The following is a 22,178-nucleotide window of genomic DNA, read 5'->3' on the forward strand; positions in this document are numbered from 1 at the left end:
CGCCGATCGTGACGTAGTGGTTTGAGTGGTCGTTTTAAGTAGTGGCTTGAGTAGTAGTTGTAAGTAGTTGTAAGTCGTGGCGTAGTGAGCCGGGTTACCGAGAGGCGGCTTCGAGAGCCGCTACGGCAGGCAGCTGCTTGCCTTCCACATATTCGAGGAAGGCGCCGCCGCCGGTGGAGATGTAGGAGACGTCGTCGGCGACGCCGTACTTGTCGATGGCCGCCAGGGTATCGCCACCACCGGCGATGGAGAACGCCGAGCTGGCGGCGATGGCGCGCGAGAGCGTCTCGGTGCCTTTACCGAACTGGTCGATCTCGAACACGCCGACGGGGCCATTCCACAGGATGGTGCCGGCGTTTTCGAGCAGTTCGGCGAAGCGCTGGGCGGTATCCGGGCCGATGTCGAGGATCATCTCGTCGTCACCGACCTGGTCGACCGGCTTCACCGTGGCCTCGGCCTGCTCTGAGAATTCGGTGGCGACCACCACGTCGGAAGGCAGCGGAATCTCGACCTTGGCCATGATGGCCTTGGCCTGATCGACCAGGTCCGCTTCATGCAGCGACTTGCCGACGTTGTAACCTGCTGCGGCGATGAAGGTGTTGGCGATGCCGCCGCCGACGATCAACTGGTCGCACTTTTCGGACAGTGCGGTGAGCACGTCGAGCTTGGTGGACACCTTGGAGCCGCCGACGATGGCCAGCATCGGGCGTGCCGGCGTGGCCAGCGCCTTTTCTAGGGCGTCGAGCTCGCCCGCCAACAGGGGGCCTGCGCAAGCGGTGGGTGCGTAGCGGGCCACGCCGTGGGTCGAGGCCTGCGCACGGTGTGCGGTGCCGAAGGCATCCATCACATAGACGTCGCAGAGTGCGGCGTAGGTCTTGGCCAACGCCTCGTCGTCCTTCTTCTCGCCCTTGTTGTAGCGCACGTTCTCGAGCAGCACGATCTCGCCGTCTGCGATCTCGACGCTGCCGTCGAGATAGTCCTTTTCCAGGCGTACCTCGCGTCCCAGCAGCTTGCCGAGGTGTGTCGCCACCGGGCCGAGCGAGAACTCGTCGGCGGGCTCGCCTTCGGTGGGACGGCCCAGGTGGCTCATCAGCATCACCCGAGCGCCGGCGTCGAGCGCAGCCTGGATGGTTGGCAGGCAGGCGCGCAGGCGCGCGTCGCTGGTGACTTGGTCGCCCTTGATGGGGACGTTGAGGTCTTCACGAATCAGTACACGTTTTCCGGCGAGATCCAGATCGGTCATCTTGCGCACGTTCATGGGCGTGTTCCTCACTTGGGTGAAGGGATGTCAGACGACAACGACGATGTCGAGGGTGCGGCGCGCGTCGGTGTGGCGGGAGCGGGCTGGGCGGCAAGCGCCAGCCAGTGCGTTGCCACGTCGAGCATGCGGTTGGCGAAGCCCCACTCGTTGTCGAACCAGCACAGCATCTTGATCAGATGGCTGCCGGCCACGCGGGTCTGGGTGGCGTCCACGATACCCGAGCGCGGATCGTGGTTGAAGTCGACCGACGTCACCGGCTCTTGGGTATAGCCGAGCAAACCGTAGAGCCTTTCTTGGCAGGCGGCTTGCAACAGCGCGTTGACCTGCTCGGCCGTGGTGGCCTCGCGCACCGAAAGCGCCATGTCCATGGCCGAGACGTTGATGGTCGGCACCCGCACGTGCAGGCACTCGAAGCGCCCGGCCAGATGCGGCATGAGGCGCTCGATGCCGCGTGCCAGCCCGGTATCCACGGGGATGATCGAATGCATGGCCGAGCGCGTCAGGCGCAGGTCGGTCTTGTGATAGGCGTCGATCACCGGTTGGTCGTTCATCGCCGAATGAATGGTCGTGGTCACGCCATGCTCCAGCCCCAGCGCCTCGTCGATAACCGTCAACAGCGGCACCAGACAGTTGGTGGTGCAGGACGCGGCTGAGACGACGCGCATCTCGGGGCGCAGCTCGGCGTCGTTGATGCCATGCACGATGGTGGCGTCGACATCGGCTTCTGCGGGCTGCGAGAACAGTAGCCGTTGAGCGCCGGCGGCGATATGTCGCTCGGCGGTGGCGCGGTCCTTGAAGCTGCCCGAGCATTCGAGCACCAGGTCGATGCCAAGCTCCGCCCAGGGCAGGCGCGAGGGGTCGGGCTCGGAGAGCACGCGGATGGCGTGACCGTCGATGATCAGCGCGCCGTCGCGGGTTTCCACCTGGCCGGGAAAGCGCCCATGGGTGGTGTCGTAGCGCGTCAGATAGGCGATGGTATCGAGATCGGAAAGCTCGTTGATGGCCACGACGACCAAGTCCGTCGCATGGCGCTCGATGAGGGCTCGCAGGACACATTGGCCGATGCGGCCGTAACCATTGATGGCGATGCGATAGGACATGGACAGACGCTCGGGAGCCCCGCTTCGACAGTGAAGCGCCGATGTTAGCGCAGTTACGCCCCGCTTGCCCAAGACCGCGTGACGTCGGCATGACATGACACGATTCAGCGAGGTGATCCATGCCACCGCAGGCGAGAGCCTACCCCACGAAATGCCACATCAATGGCAGCCATAGCGCAGTGAATACGCCGGTCAGGCTCATGCCCAGCGAGGCGAAGGCGCCGGCGGTGGGGCCGATGTCGAAGGCACGCACGGTGCCGATGGCATGGCCGTTGACGCCCAACGCGAAGCCGATGACGCGCGGGTCATGGATGTTTCCCCAGCGCGCCAGCAGGGTGATGCTGAGCGTGGCCATCACCCCGGTGATCAGCAAGGCGCCCATCAACAGCGGGACCGAGCCTTGCAACTCCTCGACGATGCCCATGGCGATGGGGGCGGTCACCGACTTGGGCGCCAGCGAGGCCAGCACCGTCGGCGTTGCATCCAGTAGCCAGGCGATGCCCACCGCGTAACCGGCCGCGAGCATGGCGGCGGGTGGCAAGGTCAGCACGATCGGCTTCCACAGTGTTCGAATGTGATGCACCTGCTGGTAGAGCGGCACGCCCAGCGCCACGGTAGCGGGGCCCAGCAGCCAGGTCAGCCAGCCGACGCCACGGCGGTACTCGGTGTAGCCGAGTGGCAAAAGTGCCAGCAAGCCGGCCAGCAGGCAGGCGGCGAGCAGAATGGGGGGACACCAGGCGGGCGAGCGCAGCCAGCTAAAAAGTCTCAGGCCTGCGAAATAGGCCGCCAGGGTGAGCACGATGGCGGTTTCGGGGCGTTGCGGGAGCGTGTGGGCCAGGCTTTCCAGGCGGAGTAAAAGCTCACTCATGCGGTCGCTCCCGGGGCGTGGCAACCAGACGTTGCATCAGCCACAGCGTGGTTAACGAGCTGAGCAGCGTGCCCAGGATCAGAGCGATGAAGATGGTCAGCCATTGGCCGCTGAACTCGTCGGCCTGGAAGAAGATGCCGACGACGCCGGGCATGATGAGCAGCGCCAGCATCCCGATCAGCGGTTGGCTGGCGGCGCCGAGGTCGTGGCTCAAGCGGCGGCGTAGCAGCAGCCAGAAAGTGAGCAATAACATACCGGCTACCCCGCTGGAGATCGGGAGTGCGAATAGCTCGACGGTGATGTCGCCAAGCATCAAAAACGCCGTCAGGATCAGAAAACCCCGTAGGATGGACAGCATGCGGATGGCCCTTGCATGAGTGTGCCGGAGATTGATGCGCATCATACCAGAGCACGTGGCGAATGCCGGACGCGACATTGACGCTTACGTGGCGAGCGTGAATTGCTATGCTCCACAAGCATGTGCCAGCCTGACGATCGACGTCGGCTGCCACGCCGTGCGTATAGCCAGGCTTGGATGACAGGGAGGAAGCTACATGACCGATATCGCAAGGCTCTTGGGGGCTGAGGCGGAAACACTGCTGGAGCATCAATGCCAGACGTTTCGCAAGGAAGATTTATACCTGCCGGGGCCGGATTTCATCGATCGGGTGATGTCGGAAAACGACCGCAGCCCGCACGTGCTGCGCAACATGCAGACGCTGTTCAACCATGGCCGCTTGGCGGGAACTGGCTATCTGAGCTTCCTGCCGGTCGATCAGGGCATCGAGCACTCTGCCGGGGCATCGTTCGCGCCCAATCCGCGTTACTTCGATCCCAAGAACATCGTCGAGTTGGCTATCGAGGGGGGCTGCAACGGCGTGGCCTCGACGCTGGGCGTGCTGTCCTCGGTGGCGCGCCGTTATGCGCACAAGATCCCCTTCATGCTCAAGCTCAATCACAACGAGACGCTGACCTATCCGGCGATCTACGACCAGACGCTGTTCGCCCAGGTCGAGCAGGCGCACGACATGGGCTGCGTGGCGGTGGGCGCAACCATCTACTTCGGCTCGCCCGAGAGCCGGCGCCAGATTCAGGAAATCAGCGAGGCCTTCGAACGTGCGCATGAACTGGGCATGGTCACCGTGTTGTGGTCCTATCTGCGCAATCCGGCATTCAAGCACGAGGGCACGGATTATCACGTTGCCTCGGATTTGACCGGCCAGGCAATCCACATGGCGGCGACGCTCAAGGCGGACATCGTCAAGCAGAAGCTCCCGGAGAACAATGGTGGCTATCGTGCCGTCGGTTTCGGACATACCCACGATAAGGTCTACGACGAGCTGACCAGCGACAACCCCGTGGACCTGGCTCGCTATCAGGTGGCGAACTGCTTCATGGGGCGCGCCGGGCTGATCAATTCCGGTGGTGGCTCCAAGGGCCATTCCGACCTCGGTGAGGCCGTGCGCACGGCGGTGATCAACAAGCGCGCTGGCGGCATGGGCCTGATTTCCGGACGCAAGGCGTTCCAGAAGCCCATGAACGAAGGCGTCGAATTGCTCAACGCCATTCAGGACGTCTATCTCTCCTCCGAGGTCACCCTCGCCTGACCCCAGACGATCTAGTGACACTGAATGACGACCCGGTCTTGCCGGGTCGTCATTCCGACTTTTCGTACATAGCGACCCATTGTCACGCTTGTGCCACGCGAGTGTCGTGCCGATTATGATGGTGGCGTGCCTAGTCTGGGTACGCTCATTCGATGCGGAGGGTGCATGTCGCAACCTGCCAGAGATGTCGCGCTTAAGGATATCGCTATCAAAGATGTCGTGATCGTCGGTGCGGGGCCGGTCGGGCTGTGCCTGGCATTGGAGCTGGCGGCGCTGGATTTGTCGGTGACGTTGATCGATGCCGCGCCGTACACGGCGTTGGCTTCGCCTGACGACGACGGACGTGAGATCGCCCTGACCCATGTCTCGCGCGAGCAACTGGCGGCGGCGGGCATCGACATCCCCGAAGAGCAGATGGCACCGATTCGCGAGGCGCATCTTTATAATGGCGCCAGCCCGAGGGGCATGATCCTGGCCAGTGCACGAGGAAAGGGCCAAGGGAGAGAGGGCCAAGACAGTATTGGCCAACTCGTCGCCAATCAGGTCATCCGGCAAGCCGCGTTCGAGGCGGTGCAGGGCGTCGAGCGTATCGAGCTCGTCACCGGGCGCCGGGTGAGTGCATTGGGCGCCGGCCCTGGCTGGCGTAGTGTATTGCTCGACGATCAGGCGCAAATTCCCGCGCGTTTAGTGGTGGCCGCCGATGGTCGTTTGTCGGCGACGCGCCGACTGGCGGGACTCTCTGCGCAGATTCATGATACCGGCCAGCGTCTGCTGGTGCGCCGCATGGCGCATTCGCGTCCCCACCGGCAGACGACGTGGTCGTGGTTTCACGGCGAGCGTGGCCTGGCATTGCTGCCGTTGGCAGGAAACACCGCGTCGTTGGTGATGACGCTACCGTCGCGCGACGCCGAGCGGTTCAAGGCGTTGTCGTCGGACGCATTCGCGGCGGAGGCGACGCGGCTGTATCAAGGCAGTGTGGGCGAGATGACGTGCCTCGATGCGCTGCACGATTATCCGCTCACGGTCAGCCACGCCGACCGCCTGGTGGCCGATCGCGTGGCCCTGGTGGGTGACGCGGCGCTGGGCCTGCATCCCGTCACGGCACATGGCTTCAATGTGGGATTGGCCAGCGTACGTCGCCTGGTCGAGGCGCTGACGAGTCACGCCGGGACGACGGCAGACGTCGGCGCAGCGGCGGGCCTGGCGAGCTATGCGCGTCACCACCAGCGCGCGATCGTGCCGCTGTGGCATGCCTCGCGTGCTCTGGTGGCGTTGTACAGCGATACGCGGCCGCCAGCACGTCTCGTGCGCCATTTGGCCTTGGGGGCCGCGCGCCAGGCCGCGCCGCTTCAGTGGCTGATGGAAGGCTATCTGGCCAAGTCGCCCGTGCGTCGCTGAAAGGGTGTTTATCCAAGGACGGTACTCGGCAATACAGCGTTGAAAATGGCCTCAAAATGCTAGTTCATCTCGTGTAGACTCCGCTTCTTCGTCCAACTCCGTCGTGTCTTCCTTCGTCTTCTTTGTCGATATCCCGCTAGTTACGTTTCTTCATTTCTTACCAGATATACACCACGTCCAGTTTTGTACTACCATATGTGGTGTATTGAGATGCGGTGCCTGATGCGGCATCGCGTCATCCTCGATAGATTATTTTTCGTCTTACCTCGCTTCGTTGCGAAAACAAAGGCTTATCATTCTCATGAGCATTAAGATTTACAGCAAGCCGGATTGCATGCAGTGCCACGCCACCTATCGCGCCCTCGACAAGCAGGGCATCGACTACACGGTGGTGGATATCAGTACGGATCCCGAGGCGGTACGGACCGTCGAATCGCTGGGCTATCGCCAGTTGCCGGTGGTCGTGGCAGCGGAATCGCAGCATTGGTCAGGTTTTCGTCCCGAGTTGATTCGCCAACTCGCGTGAGGGGAAGGGGGCAGCATGCGCGATGTAGTGTACTTTTCCACGCAATCGGGCAATACGCGGCGCTTCGTCGAAAAGCTCGACGTGCCGGCCCAGCGCATCCCGCGTAGCCGCAACGAAGCCCCGCTGCGCGTGGAACGCCCCTATATCTTGATCTTGCCGACGTATGGCGATGGCGATCCACGTACGGCGGTACCGGGGCCGGTGATCCGGTTCTTGAACGATCCCCACAACCGGGCCTTGATCGAGGGCGTGGTGGCCGGCGGCAATACCAACTTCGGTGCCGCCTTCGGCTTGGCCGGTCGCGTGGTAGCGCACAAGTGCCAGGTGCCGTTGCTGCACCGCTTCGAATTGATGGGAACGCCTGAAGATGTCGCCAAGGTGCATGGCTGCCTGGCGACGGAGATGACAGATGCTGGATGACACCGTGGAAACCACCGAGAATACATCGTCCTTGAACACGTCGTCCGTCGAGCTGAGTCGCACGACGCAGACGCTGGACTATCACGCCCTCAACGCGATGCTCAACCTCTACGATAACGAGGGGCGCCTGCAACTGCAGGCGGACCGTGAGGCGTCGCGTCAGTACTTCCTGCAGCACGTCAACCAGAATACGGTTTTCTTCCATTCACTGGCGGAAAAGCTCGAGTATCTGGTCGCGGAGAACTATTACGAGAAGGAGGTGCTCGACCAGTACGACTTCGCCTTCATCAAGTCGCTGTTCGAGCGCGCCTATGCCGTGAAGTTCCGCTTTCAAAGCTTTCTCGGCGCGTTCAAGTACTACACCAGTTATACGCTCAAGACCTTCGACGGGCGCCGTTACCTAGAGCGTTTCGAGGACCGTGTGTGCATGGTCGCGCTGACCTTGGCGCAGGGTGACGAGACGGTGGCTCGGCAGTTGATGGATGAAATCATCCATGGACGCTTCCAGCCGGCCACGCCGACGTTTCTCAATTGCGGCAAGAAGCAGCGCGGCGAGCTGGTCTCGTGCTTTTTGTTGCGCATCGAGGACAACATGGAGTCCATCGGGCGCTCCATCAATTCGGCGTTGCAGCTTTCCAAGCGGGGCGGCGGCGTAGCGTTCCTGCTCAGTAACATCCGCGAAGCGGGCGCACCGATCAAGCATATCGAGAACCAGTCCTCGGGCATCATTCCGATCATGAAGATGCTCGAAGACGCCTTCTCCTACGCCAACCAGTTGGGCGCACGCCAGGGCGCCGGCGCGGTGTATCTCAACGCGCATCATCCGGACATCTTGCGTTTCCTCGACACCAAGCGCGAAAACGCCGACGAGAAGATCCGCATCAAGACGCTGTCGCTGGGCGTGGTGATTCCCGACATCACCTTCGAACTGGCTCGGCGCAATGAGCAGATGTATCTGTTCTCGCCCTATGATGTGGAGAACGTCTACGGCAAGCCGTTCGGCGACATCAGCGTTACCGAGAAGTACGACGAGATGGTCGATGACGCGCGTATTCGCAAGACCAAGATCAACGCGCGCGAGCTGTTCCAGACGCTGGCCGAGGTCCAGTTCGAGTCGGGCTATCCGTATGTGATGTTCGAGGACACGGTGAATCGCGCCAATCCGATTGCCGGCCGCATCAACATGAGCAACCTGTGCTCGGAGATCCTGCAGGTCAATACGCCGTCCGATTACGATGCGGATCTGGGCTATGAGCGTATCGGCGAGGACATTTCCTGCAATCTCGGCTCGCTGAACATCGCCAGGACCATGGACTCTTCGGACTTCGGCGCTACGGTCGAAACCGCGATTCGCGGGCTGACGGCAGTCTCCGAGATGAGCGATATCCGCTCGGTGCCGTCGATTTCCGAGGCCAACAAGCATTCGCATGCCATCGGCTTGGGACAGATGAACCTGCATGGCTATCTGGCCCGTGAGCATATTCATTACGGCAGCGAAGAAGGGTTGGACTTCACCAACCTGTATTTCTACACCGTGACCTATCACGCGCTGCGCGCTTCCAATCAGTTGGCGATCGAGCGTGGCGTGGCGTTCGCCGGCTTTGCGGACTCGGACTATGCCAGCGGCGTGTATTTCGATAAGTACACCGAACAAGCGTGGGGCCCGCGTACCGCGCGTGTTCGCGAGCTGTTCGACAAGGCCGGCATCCATGTGCCGACCCAGGACGATTGGCGTGCGCTCAAGGCGTCGGTCATGGCGCATGGGCTCTTCAACCGTAACCTCCAGGCGGTGCCGCCGACCGGTTCGATTTCCTATATCAACCATTCGACGTCGAGCATTCACCCGGTGGTGTCGAAGATCGAGATCCGCAAGGAAGGCAAGTTGGGGCGCGTCTATTACCCGGCGCCGTATCTCAACGACGACAACCAGGAATACTACCAGGACGCCTACGAGATCGGTCCCGAGAAGATCATCGACACCTATGCCGAGGCCACGCAGCACGTCGATCAGGGCCTGTCGTTGACGCTGTTCTTCCGCGATACCGCGACCACGCGCGATATCAACCGGGCGCAGATTTACGCCTGGCGCCAGGGTATCAAGACGCTGTACTACGTGCGTCTGCGTCAGGCCGCGCTGGAAGGCACGGAAGTCGAAGGCTGCGTGTCTTGCACCCTGTAAGCTGTCGCCCACGCGACCACTCCATCGAGATTACCGGTGCGCGGGTGACCGTGCCCGCGCACCACTGGAATTGAGAGAATCGTCATGACCGCTACCGCCGCACCGCGTCATCTGACGCGTGTCGATGCCATCAACTGGAACCGCCTCCAGGACGACAAGGACCTCGAGGTCTGGAATCGACTCACTGCCAACTTCTGGCTGCCCGAGAAGGTGCCGCTGTCCAACGACGTGAGCGCGTGGAACACGTTGACCGAGCAGGAGCAGACGCTGACCATTCGCGTCTTCACGGGTCTCACGCTGCTCGACACCATTCAGGGCACCATCGGCGCGCCGGCGCTGATCGAGGATGCCGTGACGCCCCATGAGGAAGCGGTGTTCACCAACATCAGCTTCATGGAGTCGGTGCATGCGCGCTCCTACAGCTCGATCTTCTCGACGCTGTGCGCGACGCGTGATGTCGACGACGCCTACCGCTGGAGCGAAGAGAATCCGCACCTGCAGAACAAGGCCGAGCTGATTCTCAACCGTTACCGCATGGACGACCCGCTGATGCGCAAGGTCGCCAGCGTCTTCCTCGAGTCGTTCTTGTTCTACTCCGGCTTCTATCTGCCGATGTACTGGGCCAGTCGTGGCAAGCTGACCAACACCGCCGATCTGATTCGCCTGATCATTCGCGACGAGGCGGTTCACGGCTACTACATCGGTTACAAGTTCCAGCAGGCGCTGGCCAAGGAAAGCGCCGAGCGCCAGCAAGAGATCAAGGACGCCACCTTCGATCTGCTGCTCGAGCTCTACGACAACGAGGTGCAGTACACAGAGTCGCTCTACGACGACGTGGGGCTGACCGAAGAGGTCAAGGCGTTCTTGCATTACAACGCCAACAAGGCGTTGATGAATCTGGGCTACGAGCCGCTGTTCCCCGGTGCCACTGAAGCGGTCAATCCCGCGATCCTGGCCGCGCTCTCGCCGGGAGCGGAGGAAAACCACGACTTCTTCTCCGGCTCCGGCTCTTCCTACGTCATCGGGCGTTCGGAGCGCACCGAGGACGAAGACTGGGCGTTCTAGGTCGCTCTCAGTACGCTCCTATCAACGTTTGCTGTCGCACTGACAACGTTTGCTGTCGCACTGATCGGTCGGCATCTCCTGGGCGCCCGGCACTGGCTCGTGTCGGGGCGCCCGGGCGTGCATATGTCTTCTGCTTCCCCTCTCGTAAATCTTGTCAAAGCCGTCGGCGGCGGCCACGCTGGATAGCGTTCCGGAACGCGGCACGCATGCCGTCGACAGGCAAAGGAGAGCAACATGGAAAGCATCACCATACCGGGGACCGACCTCACGCCGTCACGAGTGGGGCTCGGCACCTGGGCCATCGGTGGTTGGAAATGGGGCGGTGCCGATGACGCCAATGCGGTGCGTACCATTCATGCCGCGCTGGATCGCGGCATTACGCTGATCGATACCGCGCCGGCTTATGGGTTCGGGCATTCCGAGGAGGTCGTCGGTCGGGCGCTGGCCGAGTATGGGCAGCGCGATAAGGTGGTGCTCGCCACCAAGACGGCGCTCGAGTGGCAGGAAGGCAGCGACGGCGTGGTGCGTAATGCCTCGGCGGCGCGCATCGAGAAGGAGGTGGAAGACTCGCTGCGGCGCTTGCGCACCGAAGCGATCGATCTGTACCAGATCCATTGGCCGGACCCCCAGGTACCGATGGAGGAAACCGCCAACGCCATGCAGCGCCTCTATCGTGCCGGCAAGATTCGCGCGATCGGTGTCAGCAACTTCAGCCCCGAGCAGTGCGATGCCTTTCGTGAGGTAGCGCCGCTGCACAGCGTGCAGCCGCCGCTCAACCTGTTCGAGCGCGATGCCGAGCGCGACATGATTCCCTATGCGCAGCGCGAGGAACTGGTCTTTCTGGCCTATGGCGCGCTGTGTCGTGGCTTGTTGACGGGCAAGATGCACGCGGATTCGGCCTTCACCGGCGACGACCTGCGGAAATCCGACCCCAAATTCCAGGCGCCCCGTTTCACGCAATACCTGGCGGCGGTCGAGGCGCTGACGCAACTCGCGCGCGAGCGTCACGACAAGCCGGTATTGGCCCTGGCGGTACGCTGGGTGCTCGATTCCCACCCCAATGCCATCGCCCTGTGGGGTGCGCGACGTCCGGATCAGGTGACGCCCCTTGACGCGCTTGGCGGTTGGTCGCTGACCGCCAGCGATCTACGCGATATCGATGCCATCATCGATGAGCACGTCACGGATCCCGTAGGTCCCGAGTTCATGGCACCTCCCGCGCGGGAGGGCTGATAGTCGCTCAAGCGGCCGTTCAGCGGACGGCTGTCATTTCGTCATCAATCAGGAGAGCCAACATGGAATATCGTCATCTCGGCCATTCCGGCCTGCGCGTTTCTGCACTGACGCTTGGCACGATGACCTTCGGCGGCGTCGGCAAGATGGCCAGCGTCGGCGACACCGGCCTGGGCGACGCCCAGCGCCAGATCGACATGGCCATCGAGCGTGGCGTCAACTTCTTCGACACCGCCAACATGTACTCTGAGGGCCGCTCCGAGGAGATTCTCGGCGAGGCGCTCAAGGCCAAGCGCGACGATGTACTGATCGCCAGCAAGGTGCGCTTCCCGATGGGTGAGGGGCCCAACGACGACGGCCTGTCGCGTTATCACATTCTGCGCCAGTGCGAGGCCAGCCTGAAACGGCTGCAGACCGACCACCTGGATCTCTACCTGATGCACCAGTGGGACGGCCTTACGCCCCTGGAAGAAACGCTGGAGACCATGGATCAACTGGTGCGCGCCGGCAAGATCCGCTACTACGGGATTTCCAACTGGTCCGCCTGGCATGTCATGAAGGCGCTCCAGGTCTGCGAACGGCACAACTTCATCAAGCCGATCTGCCAGCAGATCCACTACACCGCTCAGGCCCGCGACGCCGAATTCGAGCTAATGCCGGCGGCCGTCGATCAGGGGCTGGGCACCATGGTCTGGAGTCCGCTGGCGGGTGGCTTGCTCTCCGGCAAGTATCGCCGCGGTCAGCGCAATCCCGATGGCACGCGCTTCAGCCAAGGCTGGACCGAGCCACCGATCCATGACGAGGAAAAGCTCTTCGACTTGATCGATACGCTGGTCGAAGTCGCCGATGGGCACGGCGTGTCCGCCGCCCAGGTAGCGCTGGCCTGGACGCTGACCCGACCCGGCGTCTCCACTGCGGTGATCGGCGCCCGCAAGGATGAGCAGCTCAAGGACAACCTGGCGAGCGCCGAGCTCACGCTCAAGCCCGACGAGATCGCCGCCATCGAGAAAGTCAGCCGCCCAGAGCTGCTGTATCCGTATTGGCATCAGCATAATACGGCGGCCAACCGCTTGGGCCATGCCGACCGTGTCTTGCATGCCCCGTATCTCGACGACTGACCTTGGGCGAGACGCCGCGGTAACGCGGCCACACAAAAACGCCCGGCAAGCCATGCTTGCCGGGCGTTTTCGTTGTGCGACGGTCATTAAAGACCTGACGAATGGCGCCAGGCCGGGCGCGTTATGCCAACAGCGCTTTGGCCTGATCGACGACGTTATCGACGGTGAAGCCGAAGTGCTTGAACAAATCGCCCGCTGGTGCGGATTCGCCGAAGGTGGTCATGCCGACGATGCCGCCGTCGATGCCTACGTACTTGAACCAGAAGTCGCGATGTGCGGCTTCGATGGCCAGGCGTGCGGTGACGTTACGTGGCAGTACCGATTCGCGGTAATCGGCGTCCTGAGTGTCGAAGGTGTCGGTAGAGGGCATGGAGACCACGCGCACCGGCGTGCCGGCGTTTTCCAGCTCGGCGGCGGCATCCATTGCCAGGCCGACCTCGGAGCCGGTGGCGATGAGGATCAACGCGGGCGTGCCTTCGCAGTCCTTGAGGACATAGCCACCACGCTCGATATTGGCCAACTGTTGCTTGTCACGGGCCTGATGGGGCAAGCCTTGGCGCGAGAGCACCAGCGCCGAAGGGCCGGCCTGACGCTTGAGTGCGGTGTCCCAGGCGACAGCAGTTTCCACGGCGTCGCAGGGGCGCCAGGTGGAGAGGTTGGGTGTCGAGCGCAGCGTAGTGAGCTGTTCGATCGGCTGGTGCGTCGGACCGTCTTCGCCCAACCCGATGGAATCATGGGTGAAGACGTGGATGACTCGTTGCCCCATCAGCGCTGCCATGCGCACGGCATTGCGCATGTATTCCATGAAGATCAGGAAGGTAGCGCCGTAGGGCACGAAGCCGCCGTGTAGGGCGATGCCGTTCATGATCGCGGCCATGCCGAACTCGCGCACGCCGTAATGCAGGTAGTTGCCGCTGGGCTCGGACTGCGTGATGGCCTTGGCGCCTTTCCAGAAGGTCAGGTTGGAGGGTGCCAAATCGGCGCTGCCGCCCAGCAGTTCGGGCAGTTGCGGGCCGAGCTCGTTGAGGCATGCCAGCGATGCCTTGCGCGAAGCGAGGCTTTCGCCTTTTTCCTGGGCGTCTTCGATGAGCTTTTCGCTGGTAAGCGCAGTCGGAAGTTCGCCCTTGAGGCGACGTTCGAGCTCGCGGGCCTCTTCCGGGTAGGCCGCCTGATAGCGCGCGAAACGCGCGTCCCAGTCGGCTTCGGCCTCGCCGCCGCGCTGAGTGGCGTCCCAGGATTGGTAGATGTCTTCCGGCACGTGGAACGGGGGATGCGGCCAGCCGAGCTGTTCACGTGCGGCGGCGACTTCGTCTTCGCCCAATGCCGCGCCATGACTTTCTTCCTTGCCCTGCTTGTTGGGCGCGCCGAAGCCGATGATCGTCTTGCAGATGATCATGCTAGGCTTATCGTCGTTGGTGCGGGCCAGCTCGATGGCGGCTTTGACCGCCTCGGGATCGTGACCGTCGACGTTGGGCACTACGTGCCAGCCGTATGCTTCGAAGCGTTTGGCGGTATCGTCGGTGAACCAGCCGTCGACTTCACCGTCGATGGAAATGCCGTTGGCATCGTAGAAGGCGATCAGCTTGCCCAACCCCTGGGTACCGGCCAGCGAGGAAACTTCATGCGAGATGCCTTCCATCAGGCAACCATCGCCGACGAAGACATAGGTGTAGTGGTCGACGATCGCATGGCCGGGGCGATTATATTGCGCGGCGAGGGTGCGCTCGGCGATGGCCATGCCCACGGCGTTGGCCAGCCCCTGGCCCAGTGGTCCGGTGGTGGTCTCGATGCCCGGTGCGTAGCCGAGTTCCGGGTGGCCGGCAGTCTTCGAGTGCAGCTGGCGGAAGTTCTGCAAGTCTTCCAGCGAAATGCCGTAGCCCGTCAGGTGCAAAAGCGAGTAGAGCAGCATCGAACCGTGCCCGTTGGAAAGCACGAAACGGTCGCGGTTGGCCCAGTGCGGATTGGCCGGGTTGTGCGCGAGGTAGTCATTCCACAGCACCTGCGCGATGTCGGCCATGCCCATGGGGGCGCCGGGGTGGCCGGAATTGGCCTTTTGGACGGCATCCATGGATAGGGCACGAATGGCATTGGCCATTTCGAAACGGGACGGCATTGGCTAGCTCCTCGCCTGCGGCATCGGGTAAAGCGGCGTAGGAAAGAGCCCCGGCGCGTGAGCGCGTGTTCGGTTTTCTTCACTCTTTCCTACGCCGCCGATATCGAGCGCGGGGCGCCGCCTGTGCGGGCCCCGGGATTCGGTCCGGTATTGTCGCCGAGAAGCCACGTGGCATCAAATGTCGCCGAGGGCCAATCGCTAGGCAGCTAGTCATCCAGCGTGTAAACTTTGCACCCCCGAGCCGGCCTCGTCTCGCGCCGGACCTGTCATGCGTCGTGCCGACATCGCCATCGGCTGACGGCGTAATTTCATCTCCTTAATGATGGCGGTCGTGTTCCGGCTCGCCAGCATGTGATTGAGAGAGTCGAGGACGCCATGAGCGAATACTCCCTGTTTACTTCCGAGTCCGTCTCCGAGGGGCACCCGGACAAGATCGCCGATCAGATTTCCGACGCGGTACTGGATGCCATCATCGCCCGCGACAAGCAGGCGCGCGTGGCCTGTGAAACCATGGTCAAGACCGGTGTCGCCATCGTCGCCGGCGAGATTACCACGTCCGCCTGGGTGGATCTGGAAGACTTGGTGCGTAACGTCATCAATGACATCGGTTATACCTCCTCGGAAGTAGGCTTCGATGGAAACACCTGTGGCGTGCTCAATCTGATCGGTAAGCAGAGCGTGGATATCGCCCAAGGCGTCGATCGCAGCAAGCCCGAAGATCAGGGCGCGGGCGACCAGGGGTTGATGTTCGGCTACGCTACCGACGAGACCGAATCCTATATGCCGGCGCCGATTCACTATTCTCACCGTCTAGTGGAACGCCAGGCCGAGTTGCGCAAGCACGGCTTGTTGACGTGGCTGCGTCCAGACGCCAAGAGCCAGCTGACTTTCCGCTACGACGCTCAAGGCAAGCCGTGCAGCGTTGATGCCATCGTGCTTTCCACTCAGCATGATCCGGACATCGACCAGGATGAACTGCGCGATATGATCAAGCGCGAGATCATCGAAGAGGTGATTCCCGCCGAGTGGTTGACCGAGAACACCAAGTACCACATCAACCCGACCGGCAACTTCGTTATCGGTGGCCCGGTGGGCGACTGCGGCCTGACGGGGCGCAAGATCATCGTCGATACCTATGGCGGCATGGCACGCCATGGTGGCGGAGCGTTCTCGGGCAAGGATCCGTCCAAGGTCGACCGCAGTGCTGCCTATGCAGGACGTTACGTGGCCAAGAATATCGTCGCCGCCGGTCTCGCCGAGCGCTGCGAGATTCAGATCTCCTACGCCATCGGCGTGGCCGAGCCAACGTCCGTCTCGGTGGATACCTTCGGTACCGGCAAGATCAGCGATGCCAAGATCGTCGAGCTGGTCCGTGAGCACTTCGACCTGCGCCCGAACGCGATTACCAGCATGCTCAATCTGCTGCATCCCATGTATCAACTCACGGCGGCTTACGGACACTTCGGCCGCGAGCCGTTCGAGCATAGCTACACCTGGACCGATGCCAACGGCAAGCAGCAGACCGAGACCTTCACGGCCTTCCCCTGGGAGAAGACCGACCGCGCCGAAGCCCTGCGGAAGGCGGCTGGTCTGTGATGGGAAGCCTACTGGAATAAGAGCCGACATCTGAGGCTTGATCGACAAGCGACGGTATGACGGCATAGCGGATCCGGAGTCTCGGGTCCGCTTTTTTGTTCAATTACCGGCGCAATGAATCCGCGTCATGGTCGCCTCCCTCAAGAGCCTCTATCGTTAAAGGATAGAGGTGAGAGTTCCATCGACAATTCGCCATGGTCGTCGGCGACAGGGAAGTCCTTGCATGCTGGAAATCGCAGCAGTCTTCATTACGATCACCGCGCTTTTTGCGTGGTTCAACTACCGCTTCGTCAAGTTACCGGCAACAATCGGCGTGATGTTCATATCGCTGTTGGCGTCGGTGTTGCTGATTGTATTGAGCCACTTCGGTTTCGATGGCATTACCGATTGGGCCGAAGCCTGGCTGGGCCAGATAAACTTCAATGTCTTGCTGATGGACGGCATGCTGTCGTTTCTGCTGTTTGCCGGTGCGTTGCACGTCGATTTTCACAAGCTCAAACGCTATCGCTATTCGATAGGCTTTCTGGCCACCATTGGCGTGGTGATCTCGACCGTGGCGATTGGCAGTGCAGCGTGGTGGCTCTTTGGCACTTTCCATATGGCGGTGCCTTATCTCTACTGTCTGGTCTTCGGGGCGTTGATCTCGCCAACGGACCCGATTGCCGTGCTCGGCATCATGCGCAGTGCTGGTGCGCCCGAGGATATGGAGATCAAGATCGTCGGCGAATCCCTGTTCAATGATGGCGTCGCGGTAGTGGTGTTTACCATGATGCTGGGGGCGGCGACCGCGACCGAGGCGCTGACAGTCACACATTCCGCGATGCTGTTTCTGGAAGAGGCAGGCGGCGGCATTCTGCTCGGGCTGATCATGGGTTACATCGCCTACTGGATGATGAAGAGCATCGACCAGTATCAGATCGAGGTGCTGGTCAGCCTGGCGCTGGTACTGGGTGGCTATACGCTGGCGACGCACCTGCACGTTTCGGGACCGATCTCGATGGTCATTGCCGGCCTGTTCATCGGTAATCGCGGCCGCGAACATGCCATGTCGGACACGACCCGTCGCTATGTCGACGGCTTTTGGGAACTGATCGACGAGATTCTTAACGCGGTGTTGTTCGTGCTGATCGGACTCGAATTACTGCTGATTCCCTTTCAATGGTCATATTTGATCGTTGCGGGCCCGGTAATAGGCGTCATTCTGGTGACGCGCCTGCTCACTATTGGCCTCCCCATGATCGTATTGAGGCGTTGGGTGCCTTATCGTCGCGGGACCACAAGAGTGCTCACCTGGGGTGGGCTGCGCGGCGGCATCTCGGTGGCGCTGGCGCTGGGGCTGCCCGAGAGCGACTATCGCAACACCATCGTGATGGTGACCTACATCATTGTTCTCTTTTCGATTCTGGCTCAGGGGCTGACGATCGGTCGCCTGGTTCAGCACATCTTGTCTCAAGACTCCAAACAGAATTAGACTTTGGTAGTAGTTGCCAGTTCAGGCATGGTATCGGCGCCGGGTGTTCCCTACTCTATCCTTCATCGTGTTGAGTTTTTCTTCGGCCGAATGAGTCGATGACGTTCAAATGACGGGGTGAATAATGATGTTACGCACAGGCGTGTTGGTCGCGGCGTTGGGCCTTTCCGGTGCCCTGTTGGCCGGCTGCGGTGACGACGGGAGTGACTCCGAGAGCGAGGAGGCGACGCAAAACGGCGAGTCGAGCTCGCAGGCGTCCGAAGAACAGGCCTCGGGCGAGGCCAGTGACACCAATGGCGAGGGCGACACGCAGACCGCGAGTGCCGATCCGGTCAGCCTGATCTTTGGCACCGGTGGTACGGGTGGCACCTACTATCCCATCGGCGGCGCCTTGAAGGGTGTCTTCGAAGCCAGTGATCTCGTCGATGGCGTTCAGGTCGTCTCCACCGGCGCGTCCGTGCAGAACATCAACAACATCACTGATGGTCTCAACCAGATCGCCATCGTGATGAGCGATGTCGCCTACGATGCCGTCAACGGCGAAAACCAGTTCGATGGTCAGCCCGCCGATATCCAGGCGCTCGCCGGGCTTTATCCCAACGTGGTGCAGGTCGTGGCCACCGAGGACAGTGGTATCGAGAGCATTGCTGATCTCGAAGGCAAGCGCGTCGGTGTGGGCAAGGTTGGCTCCGGCGTCGAGCAGAGTGCCGCCAAGGTGATCGAATCCGCCGACCTGAGCTATGACGACCTGGCTCAGGTCAGCCATACCGGGTATGCCGATAGCGTGACCAGCATGAGCAACGGCAACCTGGACGCGGCTTTCTTCACGTCTGGCGTGCCTAACTCGAGCATCACCGGATTGATGCAAAGCACCGACATCACCTTCGTGCCGGTGAGCGGTGACGTGGCGGACAAGCTGCTGGAAGCCTACCCATATTACGAGACGTATACGCTGCCGGCGGGCGCGCCCGAGCGTTATGACCTCGGCGAAGAAGTCGACACCGTGGCGATCCGCAACATGTTGATCGTCAGCGGCGATATGCGCGATGACGTCGCCGAGGAGCTGACCCAGCGCTTCCATGATTACCTCAACTCCGAGAACGTTTCGGTCGGCGCTCTCAAGCAGTTCGAACCCGACACCATGAATCAGAACCTGGTGGCGCCGGTGCATCCGGGCGCTGAAGCCTTCTACGAAACGCTCACTTCCAACGGCGACAGTTCGAGCAGCGGTGACAGTTCGAGCGCAGATGCCGGTGATGGCGTGGACAAGTCCAAACAGACCAGTGCCGATACGCCAGAAGATAACGTCGAGGCCGCCGAGGGTAGCGAAGCCAGTGGTAGTGAGAATGCCCAGGACAAGGAGCCGCAATCCTGAGCCGGAGTTCTTTCGTTCTTGGCAGGCCATGACGCGTACTCGTAATGCGTAAAATCTGGCTGAGTATCGCAACGGTGGCGATCATGGTGATCGCCACCGTGTTGTATCCATGGCCTTGGTTGGCGGTACGCGAAGGGTCGCAATGGCGCTATGCCTTCCCGGGCTGGGAAGGGACATCATTCACTTTGCGCTGGACGCACTCGGTCGAGAAGGAAGACTGGGAAGAGTGGTTCGAGGTGACCGAAGGTGGCGCGATCGAGATCACAGGCACTCGTTTCAAAACCTTTGGGGCAGGCGTACCGGCATCGGCGGGTAAGGAAACACACCTCGAGGATGGCTGGGTGGTGATGACGGGCATCGACCGCGTCGTTGATCCTCTCGCCGTGCAGGCAGCCCCCGCTGAGCATTATCGCATGCGCTATGCCGGGCATATGTTCGCGTTATCGCATGCCTCTCCGCCGCCGATTTACACATTTAGCGTCCGCAGGGCCCCCCTCTGGCGAGTATTGCCAGCATTGGTGCGCCCCTGGTTGTCGTAATGACTCGCCTTGCGAGGATGAAGATCCCTATGTCTCAAGATAAAAGTGCACCAGCCGCCGATGATGACAAGGCGGTCCAGGAAGCGCTGGAAAAGTTTGACCGTGAAAGTTTGGTACGCGATGCGTTGCCGGGGATGGTGATCAAATTCGTCACCGGACTGGCGGTATTGCTGGCGCTATTTCACCTTTATACCTCGTTCGCGGGACCGCTGGTCGATGTGGCACAGCGCAGCATCCACCTGTATACCCTGCTGGGCCTGACGTTCATTCTCTACCCGTTGACCCGCAAGGGCGCGCGTGACCGGGTGCCTTGGGGGGATGCCATTCTGGCGGTGCTGGCGTTTGGTGTCGGCGTTTACATGCTGATGGTGTCCGATCGCGTCATTGCCTCGGCGGGACGCATCAACGACGTCGATATGCTGGTGGGCTTTCTGGCCATTCTGCTGGTGCTCGATGCCACCAGGCGCGCGACGGGGTGGGGATTGACGCTGCTGGCGACGATTTTCCTGGTCTACGGTTTTTACGCCAAGTTGTCGTTCTATCCGCAGTTGAACGAGTCGGTCATCTTGGCCACCTGCCGCCAGATCATGTCGCATCTGGTGTTCATCACCGAGGGCTTGCTGGGTACCGCCATCGGCGTATCGGCCAGCTATATCATTTTGTTCATTTTGTTCGGTGCCTTCCTGGGCAAGTCGGGGCTAGGGCAGCTGTTCAATGACCTGGCGCTTGCCGTGGCGGGCCATACACGCGGCGGGCCGGCCAAGGTGGCGGTCATCGCCAGCGGCTTTCTGGGCTCGATCAACGGTTCGGCGATCGCCAATGTGGTGACCACCGGCGCGTTCACCATTCCGTTGATGAAGCGTACCGGCTACAAGCCGAATTTCGCGGGCGCCGTCGAGGCCTCGGCGAGTGTCGGCGGACAGATTCTACCGCCGATCATGGGCGCGGCTGCCTTCATCATGGCGGAAGTCCTTTCGGTGCCTTATACCCAGGTGGTCCTGGCCGGGATCATTCCCGCCTTGCTGTTCTATCTGGGCGTGTTGTTCCAGGTGCACCTGCGTGCCCTGCGCAATGGTCTCGAAGGGATTCCACGCTCCGAGCTGACGCCGCTCAAGGCCGTGATGCTCAAGCGCGGTCATCTTCTGGTGCCGATGGTGGTATTGCTGTGGTTGCTGTTCGATGGCCGGGCGCCGTTCTTTGCAGCCTTTTGGTTGATTGCCGCCACCGTGCTGATCTGCGGCACGCGCCGAGTCACCGTGGGTGTCAGCGCCATTCTGGCGCTTTTGATCTTCGAGCCGCAATTGCGCGCGTTGTTTGCCGGTTATGCACAACCCAATATGCCGGTCAGTCGCTGGTCACTGTTCCTGATCATTGCGGTGCCGGTGGCGCTCAACGCCGTGCGTGCCAAGCTCGGCCTGGTAGCGGAAAAAATGGATATCGCCGAGTGCCGTGATGCCATGCACGATGGCGTACGCAATGCCATTCCGGTGGCGGTCGCCTGTGGTGCGGTGGGCATCATCGTGGGTATCGCCACGCTCACGGGCATCGCCCTGGACGCTGCCGATGCCGTGGTCACTCTGGGGCAGCAGATTCCGATCCCCATGATTCAGCTTCTGGTTACGCTGTTTCTGACCATGATCGCGTCCATCGTGCTAGGGATGGGGCTGCCGAGCATTCCCACCTACATCATCACCAGTACCATGGCGGCGCCGATCCTGCTCAACCTGCCGTTGTTCCGTGAATTGGCGGGTAGTAACGAGACGGCGATTTTCGTGGCGCACATGTTCGTGTTCTATTTCGGGTTGTTCGCCAACCTGACCCCGCCGGTGGCTCTGGCCGCCTATGCCGGCGCCGGCATCAGCGGTGGATCGCCCAATGCCACGGGCTTCCAGGCCATGAAACTGGCTGTCGCCGGGTTCGTGGTGCCCTACATGTTCGTGTTCGCGCACAGCATGTTGATGATTGACGCTACGCTGGGCAATATCCTGTGGGTGATCGTTACCGGTGTGGTTGGCGTCTTGTTGCTGGCCGTGGCGGTGGAAGGCTATCTGCGTCGGCCGCTCAATCCGTTCTGGCGTCTGCTGGCAGCCGTTGGGGCGCTGACACTGATCTATCCTGGCTTGATCAGCGATATCGTCGGTGCGGCAATTACGGCCCTCTTGTTCCTGCTGGCCAAGAAGACGCAACCCGAGACGGCGTGACAGGCGGGTGCGACTGCGCATGTCGATAATGCGTATTGATAATCAGGGGCGCCAGCCGGCGCCCTTGTTTTTTAGCCTGCCGTTCGTTAAAAAGAACGGAAGCGTTCT

General features: G+C 61.5%; 18 protein-coding genes. 13 read left to right on the plus strand and 5 right to left on the minus strand.

Annotation, left to right across the window (positions count from 1 at the left end):
• Nucleotides 1-94 precede the first annotated feature (94 nt).
• The 4 genes from L1075_RS09470 to L1075_RS09485 form a co-directional block, all read right to left on the minus strand.
• Nucleotides 95-1,258 carry a phosphoglycerate kinase gene (locus L1075_RS09470; protein ID WP_246941586.1) on the minus strand — a complete coding sequence of 388 codons (1,164 nt, stop codon included), beginning with the start codon at nucleotides 1,256-1,258 and terminating at the stop codon, nucleotides 95-97.
• Nucleotides 1,259-1,269: 11 nt separating this feature from the next.
• Nucleotides 1,270-2,361, minus strand: a complete 1,092-nt coding sequence (locus L1075_RS09475; protein WP_246941588.1) for a type I glyceraldehyde-3-phosphate dehydrogenase — start codon at nucleotides 2,359-2,361, stop codon at nucleotides 1,270-1,272.
• A 139-nt stretch (nucleotides 2,362-2,500) separates the two neighbouring features.
• Nucleotides 2,501-3,229 carry an LrgB family protein gene (locus tag L1075_RS09480; RefSeq protein ID WP_246941590.1) on the minus strand — a complete coding sequence of 243 codons (729 nt, stop codon included), beginning with the start codon at nucleotides 3,227-3,229 and terminating at the stop codon, nucleotides 2,501-2,503.
• Nucleotides 3,222-3,587 (minus strand): CidA/LrgA family protein, encoded by a 366-nt coding sequence (locus L1075_RS09485; protein WP_075368854.1) that lies wholly within the window; start codon nucleotides 3,585-3,587, stop codon nucleotides 3,222-3,224. The genes L1075_RS09480 and L1075_RS09485 overlap by 8 nt, the downstream gene beginning before the upstream one ends.
• Nucleotides 3,588-3,783: 196 nt before the next feature.
• On the opposite strand from L1075_RS09485, the gene L1075_RS09490 reads away from it, so the two are divergent.
• The 8 genes from L1075_RS09490 (at nucleotide 3,784) to L1075_RS09525 (ending at nucleotide 12,775) form a co-directional block, all read left to right on the plus strand.
• Entirely contained in the window at nucleotides 3,784-4,836 is a 1,053-nt protein-coding gene (locus L1075_RS09490) for a class I fructose-bisphosphate aldolase (protein WP_075368853.1), read from the plus strand.
• A gap of 165 nt (nucleotides 4,837-5,001) precedes the next feature.
• On the plus strand, nucleotides 5,002-6,234 hold the full coding sequence (gene ubiM, locus L1075_RS09495) for a 5-demethoxyubiquinol-8 5-hydroxylase UbiM (protein WP_246941592.1): 1,233 nt from the start codon (nucleotides 5,002-5,004) through the stop codon (nucleotides 6,232-6,234).
• 301 nt (nucleotides 6,235-6,535) lie between these two features.
• A complete protein-coding gene (gene nrdH, locus L1075_RS09500) occupies nucleotides 6,536-6,760 on the plus strand; it encodes a glutaredoxin-like protein NrdH (RefSeq protein WP_040240876.1) in 225 nt (74 codons plus the stop codon).
• A 15-nt stretch (nucleotides 6,761-6,775) separates the two neighbouring features.
• Nucleotides 6,776-7,180: a class Ib ribonucleoside-diphosphate reductase assembly flavoprotein NrdI gene (gene nrdI, locus L1075_RS09505; RefSeq protein ID WP_040240877.1), complete on the plus strand. Its 405-nt coding sequence runs from the start codon at nucleotides 6,776-6,778 to the stop codon at nucleotides 7,178-7,180.
• The gene (nrdE, locus tag L1075_RS09510; protein WP_075368851.1) at nucleotides 7,170-9,359 is read left to right on the plus strand and encodes a class 1b ribonucleoside-diphosphate reductase subunit alpha; all 2,190 of its coding nucleotides are present in this window, start codon (nucleotides 7,170-7,172) and stop codon (nucleotides 9,357-9,359) included. The genes nrdI and nrdE overlap by 11 nt, the downstream gene beginning before the upstream one ends.
• An 84-nt stretch (nucleotides 9,360-9,443) precedes the next feature.
• Complete coding sequence (gene nrdF / locus L1075_RS09515) at nucleotides 9,444-10,424, plus strand: class 1b ribonucleoside-diphosphate reductase subunit beta (protein ID WP_040240878.1); 981 nt, start codon at nucleotides 9,444-9,446, stop codon at nucleotides 10,422-10,424.
• Between the two features lie 234 nt (nucleotides 10,425-10,658).
• The gene (locus tag L1075_RS09520) at nucleotides 10,659-11,657 is read left to right on the plus strand and encodes an aldo/keto reductase (protein WP_246941594.1); all 999 of its coding nucleotides are present in this window, start codon (nucleotides 10,659-10,661) and stop codon (nucleotides 11,655-11,657) included.
• Nucleotides 11,658-11,719: 62 nt separating this feature from the next.
• The gene (locus L1075_RS09525) at nucleotides 11,720-12,775 is read left to right on the plus strand and encodes an aldo/keto reductase (protein ID WP_246894796.1); all 1,056 of its coding nucleotides are present in this window, start codon (nucleotides 11,720-11,722) and stop codon (nucleotides 12,773-12,775) included.
• Nucleotides 12,776-12,896: 121 nt separating this feature from the next.
• On the opposite strand, the gene tkt is transcribed toward L1075_RS09525, so the two are convergent.
• A complete protein-coding gene (tkt, locus tag L1075_RS09530; RefSeq protein WP_075368848.1) occupies nucleotides 12,897-14,888 on the minus strand; it encodes a transketolase in 1,992 nt (663 codons plus the stop codon).
• 375 nt (nucleotides 14,889-15,263) lie between these two features.
• On the opposite strand from tkt, the gene metK reads away from it, so the two are divergent.
• The 5 genes from metK (at nucleotide 15,264) to L1075_RS09555 (ending at nucleotide 22,070) form a co-directional block, all read left to right on the plus strand.
• Nucleotides 15,264-16,484: a methionine adenosyltransferase gene (metK, locus tag L1075_RS09535; protein ID WP_246894794.1), complete on the plus strand. Its 1,221-nt coding sequence runs from the start codon at nucleotides 15,264-15,266 to the stop codon at nucleotides 16,482-16,484.
• A gap of 223 nt (nucleotides 16,485-16,707) precedes the next feature.
• Entirely contained in the window at nucleotides 16,708-17,955 is a 1,248-nt protein-coding gene (locus L1075_RS09540) for a cation:proton antiporter (RefSeq protein ID WP_040240888.1), read from the plus strand.
• Between the two features lie 124 nt (nucleotides 17,956-18,079).
• Complete coding sequence (locus tag L1075_RS09545) at nucleotides 18,080-19,330, plus strand: TAXI family TRAP transporter solute-binding subunit (RefSeq protein ID WP_082021258.1); 1,251 nt, start codon at nucleotides 18,080-18,082, stop codon at nucleotides 19,328-19,330.
• A 44-nt stretch (nucleotides 19,331-19,374) separates the two neighbouring features.
• Complete coding sequence (locus tag L1075_RS09550) at nucleotides 19,375-19,869, plus strand: DUF1850 domain-containing protein (RefSeq protein ID WP_040240891.1); 495 nt, start codon at nucleotides 19,375-19,377, stop codon at nucleotides 19,867-19,869.
• A gap of 29 nt (nucleotides 19,870-19,898) precedes the next feature.
• The gene (locus L1075_RS09555) at nucleotides 19,899-22,070 is read left to right on the plus strand and encodes a TRAP transporter permease (protein WP_246941596.1); all 2,172 of its coding nucleotides are present in this window, start codon (nucleotides 19,899-19,901) and stop codon (nucleotides 22,068-22,070) included.
• The last annotated feature ends 108 nt before the right edge of the window (nucleotides 22,071-22,178 follow it).

The sequence above is a fragment of the Chromohalobacter beijerinckii genome (genome assembly GCF_023061185.1).
Lineage (GTDB): Bacteria > Pseudomonadota > Gammaproteobacteria > Pseudomonadales > Halomonadaceae > Chromohalobacter > Chromohalobacter beijerinckii.